9 protein-coding genes and 1 other RNA gene are annotated in these 12,897 nt (G+C 68.7%); 5 read left to right on the top strand and 5 right to left on the bottom strand.

The genetic code is table 11. The features are described from left to right. Window positions 1–41: 41 nt before the first annotated feature. A complete protein-coding gene (locus tag BIU99_RS01885) occupies window positions 42–1,805 on the top strand; it encodes an alkaline phosphatase family protein (protein ID WP_254773547.1) in 1,764 nt (587 codons plus the stop codon). A 326-nt stretch (window positions 1,806–2,131) separates the two neighbouring features. On the opposite strand, the gene BIU99_RS01880 is transcribed toward BIU99_RS01885, so the two are convergent. Then, a complete protein-coding gene (locus tag BIU99_RS01880) occupies window positions 2,132–2,485 on the bottom strand; it encodes a hypothetical protein (protein ID WP_071258927.1) in 354 nt (117 codons plus the stop codon). Between the two features lie 152 nt (window positions 2,486–2,637). Between BIU99_RS01880 and BIU99_RS01875 the strand changes: the two genes are divergently transcribed. Further along, on the top strand, window positions 2,638–4,236 hold the full coding sequence (locus tag BIU99_RS01875) for an HNH endonuclease signature motif containing protein (RefSeq protein ID WP_071258924.1): 1,599 nt from the start codon (window positions 2,638–2,640) through the stop codon (window positions 4,234–4,236). Window positions 4,237–4,807: 571 nt separating this feature from the next. Here BIU99_RS01875 and BIU99_RS01870 read toward each other — a convergent pair. The 4 genes from BIU99_RS01870 to ffs form a co-directional block, all read right to left on the bottom strand. Further along, a complete protein-coding gene (locus tag BIU99_RS01870; RefSeq protein WP_139205298.1) occupies window positions 4,808–5,920 on the bottom strand; it encodes a hypothetical protein in 1,113 nt (370 codons plus the stop codon). 425 nt (window positions 5,921–6,345) lie between these two features. Continuing rightward, entirely contained in the window at window positions 6,346–7,569 is a 1,224-nt protein-coding gene (locus BIU99_RS01865; RefSeq protein ID WP_071258919.1) for an acetate/propionate family kinase, read from the bottom strand. A 12-nt stretch (window positions 7,570–7,581) separates the two neighbouring features. Next, complete coding sequence (gene pta, locus BIU99_RS01860) at window positions 7,582–9,750, bottom strand: phosphate acetyltransferase (protein ID WP_071258917.1); 2,169 nt, start codon at window positions 9,748–9,750, stop codon at window positions 7,582–7,584. Between the two features lie 201 nt (window positions 9,751–9,951). Next, window positions 9,952–10,048: signal recognition particle sRNA small type (gene ffs / locus BIU99_RS01855), an RNA gene on the bottom strand. A gap of 154 nt (window positions 10,049–10,202) precedes the next feature. Between ffs and BIU99_RS01850 the strand changes: the two genes are divergently transcribed. The 3 genes from BIU99_RS01850 to BIU99_RS01840 all read left to right on the top strand — a co-directional run bounded on the left by BIU99_RS01850 (window position 10,203) and on the right by BIU99_RS01840 (window position 12,870). Beyond that, window positions 10,203–10,853 carry an SDR family oxidoreductase gene (locus tag BIU99_RS01850; RefSeq protein WP_071258914.1) on the top strand — a complete coding sequence of 217 codons (651 nt, stop codon included), beginning with the start codon at window positions 10,203–10,205 and terminating at the stop codon, window positions 10,851–10,853. 350 nt (window positions 10,854–11,203) lie between these two features. Next, on the top strand, window positions 11,204–11,830 hold the full coding sequence (locus BIU99_RS01845; RefSeq protein ID WP_071258912.1) for a hypothetical protein: 627 nt from the start codon (window positions 11,204–11,206) through the stop codon (window positions 11,828–11,830). Then, complete coding sequence (locus BIU99_RS01840; protein WP_064294961.1) at window positions 11,827–12,870, top strand: MoxR family ATPase; 1,044 nt, start codon at window positions 11,827–11,829, stop codon at window positions 12,868–12,870. The genes BIU99_RS01845 and BIU99_RS01840 overlap by 4 nt, the downstream gene beginning before the upstream one ends. Window positions 12,871–12,897: the final 27 nt, after the last annotated feature.

Below are 12,897 nucleotides of genomic sequence, written 5' to 3'. Positions count from 1 at the left end.
CTCGATCTGCCCCCCCCCCCCTAGCCGGCAAGGAGGTAGGCGTGGCCACGCACAACGAGGGAGCTGGCACTTTGTCTGACAAGGAGCATTCTGCCAACCCCAAACGCCCCACCTCCCGCCGAGACTTCTTCCGCGCCGCGGGCTTCGGTGTCGCCGGGCTGGCGGCGGGCGGAGCGGTCGCCGGTGGCATCGCGGCCGCCACCGCATCCAACCCGCAGGAGGACTACGGCTTCACGCCGCTCCCCAAACGCAGCGAACCGGGGTTCGACCACGTCGTCGTCGTGATGTTCGAGAACCGCTCGTTCGACCACATGCTCGGCTGGCTGTACCCCGCAGGAGGCGAGCCGGCCGGCCAGACCTTCGACGGCCTCGCCCAGGGCGACTACAGCAACCCCGGCGAGTCCGGCGAGGCCGTCCCCGCCCACGTCTACACGGGCCCCACCGACCGGATCATGGCGCAACCCGACCCGGACCCCGGCGAGTTCTACCCACACGTCAACACGCAGCTCTTCGGCACCATCGACCCCGAGAGCAACGGCGACCTCCGCAACCCGCTCCAGCCGCCGTGGAACCTCCCCGCCGACACCTCCTCCCCCAAGAACGACGGCTTCGTCAAGGACTACATCGTCAACTCGACGCTCGCCCGCGGACGCAAGCCGACGCCCGAGGAGTACTCCACCGTGATGGGCGGCTTCTCCCCCGAGATGCTCCCGGTGCTGTCCACGCTCGCCAAGAACTTCGGCGTCTATGACCACTGGTACGCGGCGGTCCCCTCCCAGACCTTCTGCAACCGCTCCTTCTTCCACGCGAGCACCTCCCACGGGTACGTCACCAACATCGAGGGCGACGGCATCGGCAAGTGGCTGAGCGCACCGGCCGTCCCCACCGTGTTCAACCGGCTCGAGGAGGCCGGCAAGACCTGGCGCGTCTACTACGACGCCCAACAGGTCGTGTCCCTCACCGGTCTCCTGAGCGCACCGTCGATCGAGCAGTACTGGAAGAGCAACTTCCGGAGCATGGAGCAGTTCCACGAGGACGCGGCGAACGGTGATCTGCCCGACTACGCCTTCGTCGAACCACGCATGGTGTTCGACCACAACGACATGCACCCGCCGGTCGTCCGTCCCGACAACCCGAGCCGGGACGACGTCGACCCTGAGCTCGACTCCGCCTACTCCGACATGCGCGCCGGCGAGCAGCTCCTCGGCGAGGTCTACACGGCGATCAAGCACGGGGCGTCGACCACCGGTTCGAACGCGATGAACACGGTCATGCTCGTCACCTTCGACGAACACGGCGGCATCTACGACCACGTCGCGCCACCTGAGGCGACCCCGCCGTCGGGCAAGCCGGAGGCGGGCGAGATGGGCTTCACCTTCGACCGCCTCGGACTGCGGGTGCCGACCATCGTCATCTCCGCGTACACGAAGGCCGGCAGCGTCATCAACGAGGAGATGCATCACGGCTCACTCATGAAGACCCTCGCCGAGCTGCACGGCCTCGACCCGCTGACCGAACGCGACCGCACCGCCACGAGCATCTTCAACGCCGTGAACCTTACCTCACCGCGGCAACCGGTGCTGTGGCCGACGGTGACGCCCGCCTACGTGCCGCCGAACCCCGAGGCGAACGCCCGTGCCGACAAGGACAAGGACCGCAAGCGACCACTCACGCCGCCGGCCCTCGGACTCATCGGGATCCTCCTCGCGAAGTACGAACCCGGCGCCCCGCTGCCCGACAACTACGCCGACGCGTACGAGGTGCTGACGAAGCACGGTGAAGGGCTGTTCGGCACGCGCGACTGAGCGGGCGGTGGTGCCCTTCGACAAGCTCAGGGACCGAACCGGATCGCGACGGATGCGAACGCTTCGGTTCTACGCACCCCGTGGCCCCCGAAGCACCGCTCCCGGTTCCTGAGCGGGCCCGCTCGGTCTGAGCGCGCTCTTGGGCCCTAAGCACTACTCCCGGTCCCTAAGCACCACTCCCGGTCCCTGAGCGCGCCACCCGGTCTTGAGCACCCATCCCTACCCCGGGCACCCCGTGCGGTCCCCGAACAGCCCTCCCGGTCCCTGAGTACCCATCCCGGTCCCTGAGCTTGTCGAAGGGTGGCAACCTCCGTCGAAGTGCGACCTCAGAACTGGACGTCTGCCACCGGCGGGAACTCGGTGATCGACTCATCGCCGAACGGGGCGAGTTCCAGGTACGTCGGCCGGTCGTCCTCGATGAAGAGGAGGAGGAACGCGTTCGACGTACTCGCCTCGAGGACCGTCTGACGCGCCGTGGTTGGCCGGTCGTAGCCCTCAGGGACAAGGTCGATCGAGGGACAGGTGCCGCACCCGCACATCCCGTGCACCATGACGCCTGGAAGCTGTCCCGCCCACCGTTCTCGATCGGAGGCGGCGATCACCCGATCAGCACCGTGCTCCGTGCCGCGGGCGATCAGGGCGACCAGGAGGTCGCGCTCACGGTCGGCGAGGGGGCGCATATGGCGAGTGTACGCGGGCCACGCGAGAACTCCCTCGCCGCTCGCAGAGCCCGGCGAGGCATCCGAACGCAACAGGCGTTGGCTAAATATCCCAGATCAGCGCCGGAATCGGTCGGCGTTCGAATGTCAGTGGTTCGTGTTTGGATGGTCCCATGTCCAGCAGCCCATTCGTTCCCCTCGGTCCGGTCTCCGCCGACCCCTTGGGCACGCTGGGCGAGACGGTGTCCGAGTTCCTCCGCACCTGGTCGGGCGCGCTCGACCCGATTCGGCCGGGCGACGACGCCATCGAGCAACTCGCCGGCATGAACGACGCAGGCGTGGTCCGCGTCCTCGACCAGCTGGGTGCCGTGCAGCACGTGGTCGAAGTCCTGGCCGCTCGGGTCATGGGTTCGGTGTCGGAGCGCTCCCGCGGCGGTATCGTCGGCCACGACCCGTTGGCCCGCAGCCACGGGTATGCAACGCCGGCCGTCATGCTCTCGGAACGCTGGCGCATCCCTCGCGGACGCGCCGCCTCGATCACCTCGGTCGCCCGGGCGATCACCCCCAAGCGCGCCCTCACCGGCGACGTCATCGAATGCGAGCGCCCCGAGATCGCCGCCGCCATCGAACCCCGGCCCGCCGCCGACGCCCCCTGCCTGCCGCTGTCCGAAGGCGACAACCCGACGTGCACGGTCGACCACGACGAGACGGCCGCCCCATCCCGCTTCGTCCGGTCCGCACTCAGTGTCGAGGGCGCGGGTATCCTGCTGCGCGAGCTGCGACTGGTGGGCTCCGGTGTCGACGACGAACGCGTCCACCGTGCCGTCAGCGCCGGCATCGAGCACTGCGACGGTGCACCGCTCGCCGAGGTCAACAGCCTCGCCAAGCTCGTCCGCACCAGCCTCGACCAAGACGGCCCCGTGCCGCGCGAGATCGCGCTCCGGAGGCAACAGCGCTGCACCCTCCGCGAACTCCCCGACGGCATGACCGAGCTCCGCGCCTTCCTCGCACCCGAGGCGGCGGGATGGGTCCGCGCCACGATGGACGCCGTCGTCGGCAAGCAGCTGCGGCAGGTACGGTTCGTCGATCCCTCCGATGAAACGGCCGCGGCGGCAGCGACCAGCAGTGAGCTGCCCTCCGCGGATCCCCTCGACGACGCCTACGTTCCGGCCGCAGAGATGCCCGACACCCGCACGATGGACGAGCGTCGAGTGGAAGCCCTCGTCGGGGTCTTCCGTCACGCCGCGGGTTGCGAGTCGGCGGTCATGGAACTGGCGCCCGTCTCCCTCATCATCCGCATGGACGAACCCGATCTGGCCGACGACGGCCAGTGGTCCGACGGCAGGGCCTACATCGACGGCGTCTCCGAACCGATCTCCGCCGGCACCGCACGGTGCATGGCAGCCGATGGCCGGATCATCCCGATGGTGCTCGGCGGGCCGTCGCAGGTGCTCGACCTCGGGGTCGGCACACGATTGTTCACCAAGAACCAGAAGATCGCCCTCGCTGAGCGCGATGGTGGCTGCGCCTGGACCGGCTGTACCCATCCACCGTCGTATACCGAGGCCCATCACCTCGTCTGGTGGTCTCGGGGCGGACCGACCGACCTGTCCAACGGCATCCTGTTGTGCAGTTTCCATCACCATCGCATCCACAACGACGGATGGGAGGTCATCGTGCGCGACCACGTGCCCTGGTTCATCCCGCCCGCGCACATCGACCCGCATCGCATTCCACGACGCGGCGGCAAACCGAGGCTGCGCGCTGCGTGACGCGCTCAGCACGACCGGACGATTGTCTCGACGTCAACCCAATCCACGCGGCCGGACGCTCCGAAGCACTGGTTCCGGTCATTTTCGTTACCCGAACGCGCAAATGGCCGGCGCGCATGGCCTGGGCCAAGCGGTCCCGGCACGTGCGACCGGGCGGAGTGCAGCAATGGAGCTGCCGCTCCGCCTTCCTCCCCCGCCGGGCTCGAACCAGGAACTCTCCCATAAACCCTTCGACAAGCTCAGGGACCGGGGTGGGTGTCGGTCATGGAGCTTGTCGAAATGCACCACGTGGAACCCATCCGGTCGCAGGAGAGAACGGGGCGGTACCGGTCACTGAGCCTGTCGAAGTGCACACGAGTACCGTGCCCTTCGACAAGCTCAGGGACCGGGGGAAGCACTCCGGAACGGAGACCGGTCATTGAGCTTGTCGAAATGCACCACGGACGACCTTCCCGATCGGACCAGTCACCCGGAAGACTCTGCGACAAGCTCAGGCGTGTCGGGGCGCCCCGGCGGCAGCACGAAGCCCCGCCCTCGACCGGAGTTGAGAACGGGGCTTCGCAGGGTGAGACTAGGCCGTGACCTGCGCGCCCTTGCGGCGAGCAGCTGCGAACAGCATGCCCGCAGCACCGAGGAGCAGCAGCGCGGCAGCGCCACCGACGAGGACACCCGAGTCCGAACCGGTGTCAGCCAGCGTCGGGACGACCGGAGCGCCAGCGGCGACCGGGTCGGCGATGACGGCGATCGCGTCCTCGGCGAAGACACCCGCGCTGTCAGTCACGCGGAAGGTGTATGTACCGACCTGGATGCCCTCGCCCACGAAGGTGAGGTCAGCTACGGCGAAACCACCGTCTGCGTCGGCGATGACCGTGTCGCCACCGTCAGCGGATCCGAAGACCTCGCCGTTGGGGTCGATGACGCTGATCGTCAGGGTGTCACCCGGGGTGAAGCCCGTGACGGTCACCGCGAAGCCTGCGCCACCGGGGCGGACGTCGGAGAAGTAGATCGTGTCGGGGTCGACGACCACCAGCGGGTCGAAGACCGGAGCGACGACCGGAGCGGCGAAATTGTAGTTGTCGCCGTTGAAGGAGATCGTCTGGACGACGTCGTCGCCGCCTGCGATGACGAGCACGCCGAAGGCGAGCAGGTCGAAGCTGCCGAGCGCGGTGCTCAGGTCGGCGATGGACGTCGGCGTGTTCGCAGCGATGCCAGCGATGTCATCGCTGCTCGCGACCCAGTTGCCGGTGAGGCCCGCTGCGCCCGGGTTCTCGGGACGAAGCGTGGTGAAGGTGTTGGTGTCGCCAGTCTCGGCGTAGACCGGGATCTGGAAGTAGGCCAGGTTGTTCGTCGACACGACTCCAGCCGTCGCCGCAATCGTCGCGAAGGTGACATCCGCACCGTCGACCGCGACCGGAGCTGCGTAACCGTTGATGATCTGCGAAGGACCGGTCATCTCGAGGCCCGCGTCGGTGACAACCGCGTCAGCGCCGGGAGGGGTGGTCGAGCCGGGAAGGCCGTAGCCTTCGTGCCAGCCGGTGTACACCGTCTCGTTGGCAGCAACCTGGTCATCGGTGACCTGGATCTCAGCTGCAGACGCGGGTCCGGCGATGAGGAGGGTGGATCCGGCGACAACTGCGATGCCGGTGGCGAGAGCCGCAGTGCGGCGTGACGTCTTCAAATTCACTGAGGTGAGTACTTTCGTCTAGGGGTCCGACAGGCGCGACGTCGCTGGCGGTTTCCTGAGACTAAGGGAACTCACAGGGAAAGTTAATAGGGGGAACCACTCATTCTTTTGTCCTCTGCACGGGGGACACGCGAGCGAGGGTCTGCCGTGCGCCCTCGGACAAGCTCAGGGACCGGAGGAAGCGCCCGGGGCCGATTTGGTCACTGAGCCTGTCGAAGTGCACACACGGAACCCCGCCCTTCGACAAGCTCAGGGACCGGGAGAGGGGCTCCGGGACCGGGAGAGGTGCTCCGCGGCCACGTTTCGGTCACTGAGCCTGTCGAAGTGCGCGCGCGAAACCCCGCCCTTCGACAAGCTCAGGGGCCGGCAGAGGCGCTCAGGGACCGGCAGAGGTGCTCAGGGACCGAAGGGTCGGCGACTCGCGGCTAGGCCAGTGCGGCGACCGTCTGGCGCGCGATCTCGAGCTCTTCGTTGGTGGGGACGACGAGGACGGTCACCGGGGAGTCGTCCGTCGAGATCACCCGGATGCCACGCGCACGCTCGGCGTTGCGGTCCTCGTCGAGGACGATGCCGAGCCCCTCGAGCCCCTGCACCGCACCCGCGCGGATCAGCGGCGCGTTCTCACCGACACCCGCGGTGAACACGACCACGTCGAGCCCACCGAGGACCGCGAGGTATGCGCCGAGGTAGTGCCGCAAGCGGTGGACGGTCACGTCGAGCGCGAGCTGCGCCGCTTCATCGCCCTTCGACGCAGACTCGGTGACGTCGCGCATGTCCCCGGTACCCGACAGCCCCAGCAGACCACTGCGGCGGTTGAGCAACGTGTCGAGCTCGTCGAACCCGAGCCCAGCCTTGCGATGCAGGTGGAACAGCACCGCGGGGTCGAGGTCACCGGAGCGCGTGCCCATGACGAGTCCTTCGAGCGGTGTCATGCCCATGGACGTGTCGACCGACCGGCCGCCGTCGATCGCGCACGCCGACGCCCCGTTGCCGAGGTGGAAGACGATCTGCTTCAGCTCACCGAGCGGGCGGTCGAGGAACGCCGCCGCAGCCTCCGACACGAACTTGTGCGAGGTGCCGTGGAAGCCGTATCGACGCACGCGGTGCTTCGCGGCGAGCTCCGCGTCGATCGCGTAGGTGTACGCCGCAGCCGGGATGGTCTGGTGGAACGCCGTGTCGAAGACCGCCACGTGCGGGACGTCGGGGAACGCGACCTGCGCCGCGTTGATGCCCTGCAGGTTCGCCGGGTTGTGCAGCGGCGCCAGCTCGGAGATGTCCTCGATGTTGATCTTCACGAGATCCGTGACCACCGTCGGCTCGAAGAAGCGCTTCCCACCGTGCACCACCCGGTGGCCGACCGCGATCGGCGCATGCTCGTCGAGTGACGGCCCGTGCTCGGCGAACGCGTCGAGCATGACGCGGAACCCGGCCGTGTGGTCGGGGATCTCACGCTCGATGACCCAGCGTTCCTCGATGGGCGGGGTCGTCGCGCCGGCGGCGTCCGCCAGGTACGACCGGTGCTCGGCTGCACCCGTCGCGTCGCCGATGCGTTCGACGAGTCCGCTGGCGAGCGTCCGCTCCGTCTCGACATCGATGAGCTGGTACTTGAACGACGAGGAACCGGAGTTCACCACGAGGACGGTGGGCATGTGTGTCTGGACCTATTCCTGTTCCTGCGCCTGGATGGCGGTGATCGCGACGGTGTTGACGATGTCCTGCACGAGCGCGCCGCGTGACAGGTCGTTGATCGGCTTGTTGAGCCCCTGCAACACCGGGCCGATCGCGACGGCACCAGCCGAGCGCTGCACCGCCTTGTACGTGTTGTTGCCGGTGTTGAGGTCGGGGAAGATGAACACCGTCGCACGGCCGGCGACCTGCGAGTCGGGCATCTTCGTCGCGGCGACCGCGGCGTCGGCAGCGGCGTCGTACTGGATCGGCCCCTCGACGAGGAGGTCGGGCCGACGCTCACGCACCTGTCGGGTCGCTGAGCGGACCTTCTCGACGTCGGCACCAGCACCGGAGTCACCGGTGGAGTACGACAGCATCGCGATGCGCTGCTCGATCCCGAACTGCTCCGCCGTCTCGGCCGACGAGATCGCGATGTCGGCGAGCTGGGCGTCGGTCGGGTCGGGGTTCACGGCGCAGTCGCCGTAGACGAGCACGCGGTCGGCGAGCGCCATGAGGAACACGCTCGATACCACGGAGACGCCGGGCTTCGTCTTGATGATCTCGAACGACGGCCGGATGGTGTGCGCCGTCGTGTGGGCGGCGCCTGAGACCATTCCGTCGGCGAGCCCGAGGTGCACCATCATCGTGCCGAAGTAGGAGACGTCGGTGACGGCGTCGCTCGCCATGTCGATCGTGACGCCCTTGTGCGCTCGCAGCCTGGCGTACTCCTGCGCGAACTTGAGGCGCAGCACCGCGTCGAAGGGGCTGACGATGGTCGCCTTGCTGAGGTCGATGCCGAGCTCGATGGCCCGTGACCGCACCTCGATCTCCTCGCCGAGGATGGTGAGGTCGGCGACCTCACGGGCGAGCAGGGTGCCGGCCGCGCGGAGGATGCGGTCGTCGTCGCCCTCCGGCAGCACGATGTGCTTGCGGTTCGACCGCGCGCGCTCCAGCAGCCCGTACTCGAACATGAGGGGCGTGACGACGTCGGCGCGCGCGACGTTGAGCAGCTCGAGCAGGAGCGGTGCGTCGACGTTCTGCTCGAACAGCGCGAGTGCGGTGTCGTACTTGCGCTGCGAGTCTGCGGCGAGGCGCCCACGGGTGTTCATGACGCGGACCGCGGTGTCGTAGGTGCCGAGGTCGGTGCTGACGATCGGCGGGATCTCGCCGAGACCGGAGATGAGCTCCTCCACCACCTCGGGCAGCGGGAATCCACCGTTGAGCACGATGCCCGCGATCGACGGGAACGTTCCGGAGGCGTTGGCCATGAGCGCGGCGAGGAGGACCTCGGTGCGGTCTGCCGGGATGACGATGACGGATCCCTCGGTGATGCGCGGGAGCACATTCACCATCGACATGCCCGCCACGACGACGCCGAGCGCCTCGCGCGTGAGCAGCTCCTCGCTGCCCTTCACCAGGGTGCCGTCGACAGCCTCGAGGATGCTGTCCATCGTCGGCGCGATGAGGAAGGTGTCTTCGGGGATGGCCCAGACGGGGACCATCGCGGCGCCGGCGGCGTGGCCGGCCGGGGCGACGACGGAACCGTTCGCGGAACCGTTCGGGTGGATGGCGTCGCTGATCGCAGCGGTGATCTCGAGGAGCTTGTCGGGATCGGCGCGGTTCGCGACGACAGCGAGCAACTGGGCGTGTGCGTCGGCGAGTTCACCCAGGGCGAGTTCGGCGATGTTGCGCATGTCGTCGGGTGTGCGGGCGACGGACTGCCCGAGCTGCTCCCCCGCACCCTGACCGGCACGGCCGCCGAGCACGAGGAGGACGGGCGCGCCGAGGTTGGTGGCGATCCGCGCGTTGTAGCCGAGCTCCGTCGGGCTGCCGACGTCGGTGTAGTCGGAGCCGAGGATCACGACCGCATCGCACTGCGCCTCGATGTGCTTGTACCGCTGGACGATGCGCGAGAGCGCCGCCTCGGGATCAGTGTGCACGTCGTCGTAGCTGACGCCGATGCAGTCCTCGTAGGCGAGGTCGACGCCGTCGTGCTCGAGCAGCAGCTGCAGCACGTAGTCGGGTTTCGTCGTGGACCGTGCGATGGGGCGGAACACCCCGATCCGCTCGATCTGATGACTCAGGGTGTCGAGGACCCCGAGGGCCACCGTCGACTTCCCGGAGTGTCCTTCGGCAGAGATGATGTAAATGCTTCGCGCCACGGTTTCCAGCCTACGGGGGCGTGCTCTGCGGGGGCTGGGTAAGCGCACAATGTCGTGGTCGCCGGGCAAGCACAGGAGATCGGCGCGAGAGCAGGAGGAAGCAGGTCCCGGTGTCCTGCTGCCGGGCGGATGTTCTGCTGCGACGCAGGCGGGCGGCGGGCGGCCGACGGGAAGCCGGCGGGAGCGGGCGCACCGCGGGCACGAAAAGACTCCCCGCGCACCCGCCAGAGCCCGGTTACCCTTGCTGCGTTTCCGCCCTGGGGGAGTTGGCCTGGATGGCGCCACGCGGGGAGCCGTCACCTAGTGTACCCGAGCCGCGACCGGGTTGCGTACGCCCCGGTTGAGGCGTTGACTGGCGGATCTGGGACCACTGGCCCCAGACCACCGATCGACCGCCGTCCCCACGAACGGACGGCGCACCGATCGGGACCGCATCGAACGAGAGGACTCACATGACCGACGTCGTCATCGCCGGAGGACACGGACAGATCGCCCTGCACCTGCAGCGACTGCTCGCCGAAGCAGGACACTCCCCCGCCGGCATCATCCGCAACCCCGAGCAGGTCGGCGAGCTCCAGGGCATCGGCTCGCGAGCCATCGTCCTCGACCTCGAGCACTCCTCGGCGGCAGAACTGGCCGACGAACTCGCCGGAGCCGACGTCGTCGTGTTCGCGGCGGGAGCCGGCCCGAACAGCGGCGCCGACCGCAAGCTCACCCTCGACCGCGACGGCGCCATCCTCCTCGCCGAGGCCGCCGAGCTCGCCAAGGTCCCACGCTACGTCATGGTGTCGGCGATGAGCACCGACGACTTCGACCCGGAGTCGGACGACGTGTTCCAGGTCTACCTGCGGGCGAAGTCCGAGGCCGACGCCGACCTCCGCGGGCGCGACCTCGACTGGACGATCGTGCGCCCCGGTGGCCTGACAGACGACGCCCCGACCGGCACGATCACCGCCGAGACGACCACCGACCGCGGCTCGATCCCCCGCGCCGACGTCGCCGCTGTGCTGTTCGCGCTCATCGAGTCGGGCGCGGCGTCCCGCACGCAGTTCGAGGTCATCGGCGGCGAGACCCCGATCCGCGAGGCGCTCGCGGCGCTGTAGGTCCCTGCACCTCGACGGGCTCGGCGAACGGATCCCCGTTCCCGGGCCTGTCGTCGTCTCCGCAGAACACCCCACCCATCGACAAGCTCAGGGACCGGAGGGGGTGTCACGGACCGTGAGAACGTCTCATCTACCGGGTGCGTGCCCAGTGCTCGGGTCCACACAACCGATGCGCCCCACGGCTCCGAAGAATTACCCGACCCGCAGCGGCACCGTGTGTGCGCGACCTGGCGCACATATGGAGTTCCTGTGGGCGACACGTCCAGGGGTGTTACCTGTTCGTTATCGGTCTTAGGATCGGGCAACGGGTTCCGGCCCGGACGATGTACGCAGCGCGACGGAGGCCGACGATGGACCAACGCTACGACCCCGCGTTCCAGCGCGGACACACGGACGAACGCACGCGCCCGAACACCGGTGACACCGGCCGGCGCAGCCACCTCGCCTCGCTCGAGGAGATCGCCCCGCAGCTCATCCAGCCGCCCACCGACGGTCGCCCCGTCCGCCCGCCGACCGACGACCGGTTCGACGATGGCCCGCGCGCCCAGCCGTCCCGCGGCATGCCGTCGCAGGCCGACCGTCGCATCCACCCGTTCGAAGCTCGGACCGCTGACACCATGACGGTCGCCGATCCGCCTGGGGTGACAGGTCCCGACGCGCAGCAGACCCAGCTCGCCCATGATCGGTACGAGGAGTACCTCGACGCCGCCGACGCCCATCGCGTCCGCGCCGTCGTCTGGGAACGGGTCCTCTGGATCGTCGGTGTCGTCCTCACCCTCGGCGGCGGCGTGGGGCTGTGGCAGTCGTTCACCCTGCTGTACCGCGGGTTCGTCGGCGACAGTGGCCCGACCGACAACTACCTCTGGATGCAGTTCCTCGGAGCACTCGCCCCGACCCTCATCACGATCGGCCTCGCCACCATCGTCGCGCTGCTGTTCAAGCGCATGCTCGACCACGACCGCAGGAGCCGACCATGACCGAGCAGAGCAACACCAGTCGCGCCCCACGGGACACCGTCGCCGAACTGAAGCCGGCACTGAACGCCGAGGAGTTCCAGGTGCTGGCCGAGCGCATCCTCGACAACGTCGAGCGCGTCCTCGACGGCAAGCCGTTCGCCGCGCGGATGGCGCTCATCGTGATGCTCGCCGAGGGCCACCTGCTCATCGAGGACGTCCCCGGCGTCGGTAAGACGGTCCTCGCGAAGGCCCTCGCCGCATCCGTCGGCAGCACCGTCCGCCGGATCCAGTTCACGCCCGACCTGCTCCCGTCCGACGTCACGGGCGTTTCGATCTTCAACCAGGTCGACCGCGAGTTCGAGTTCAAGCCCGGCGCGGTGTTCGCGAACATCGTCATCGCCGACGAGATCAACCGCTCCTCGCCGAAGACCCAGTCGGCGTTGCTCGAGTCGATGGAAGAGCGTCAGGTGACGGTCGACGGCGAGACGCACGCCCTGCCGTCGCCGTTCACCGTCGTCGCCACGCAGAACCCGCTCGAGATGGAGGGCACCTACGCTCTGCCGGAGGCCCAGCGCGACCGCTTCATGGCGCGCATCTCGATGGGATACCCCGACGCGTCCGCGGAGCTCGCGATGCTCCGCCAGCGCGACACGGTCAACCCGCTCGACACCATCGGTCCGGTCGCGTCACGCGGCGACGTCGAGCGCCTCATCGCCTGGGCCCGCGGCGTCTTCGTGTCGCCGATCGTCGAGCAGTACTGCGTCTCGCTCGTGCAGGCGACCCGTGTGCACCCCGAACTCCGCCTCGGCGCGAGCCCGCGTGCCACCCTGCAACTCGTCCGTGCGGCCAAGGTCCTCGCAGCGCTCGACGGCCGCGAGTTCGTCCTCCCCGACGACATCGACCAGTTGCTGGCACCGGTCCTCGCCCACCGGCTCATCCCCACCCGCCGTGCGGTGAGCGCCCACGACCGCTCGGGCGTCCAGGCCGTCTCCGAAGTGCTCGCCGAGCTGCTGGAGCGGACACCCGTGCCGCACTCCGGTCGCACCGAGCTGAGGTCCTGATCCGATGGCAGCGCACCGCGACCGCCG

It is taken from the genome of Plantibacter sp. MMLR14_011, assembly GCF_001865025.1.
In the GTDB taxonomy this organism is placed as follows: Bacteria; Actinomycetota; Actinomycetes; order Actinomycetales; family Microbacteriaceae; genus Plantibacter; species Plantibacter flavus_A.
This window is presented reverse-complemented; position numbering and strand designations above follow the sequence as displayed.

What these genes read in the sequence shown, in the direction of transcription:
- BIU99_RS01850 (WP_071258914.1), top strand. Translation starts at nt 10,203, where the DNA reads ATGACCGACGTCGTCATCGCCGGAGGACACGGACAGATCGCCCTGCAC.
- BIU99_RS01865 (WP_071258919.1), bottom strand. Translation starts at nt 7,569, where the DNA reads ATGCCCACCGTCCTCGTGGTGAACTCCGGTTCCTCGTCGTTCAAGTAC.
- BIU99_RS01840 (WP_064294961.1), top strand. Translation starts at nt 11,827, where the DNA reads ATGACCGAGCAGAGCAACACCAGTCGCGCCCCACGGGACACCGTCGCC.
- BIU99_RS01880 (WP_071258927.1), bottom strand. Translation starts at nt 2,485, where the DNA reads ATGCGCCCCCTCGCCGACCGTGAGCGCGACCTCCTGGTCGCCCTGATC.
- BIU99_RS01875 (WP_071258924.1), top strand. Translation starts at nt 2,638, where the DNA reads ATGTCCAGCAGCCCATTCGTTCCCCTCGGTCCGGTCTCCGCCGACCCC.
- BIU99_RS01845 (WP_071258912.1), top strand. Translation starts at nt 11,204, where the DNA reads ATGGACCAACGCTACGACCCCGCGTTCCAGCGCGGACACACGGACGAA.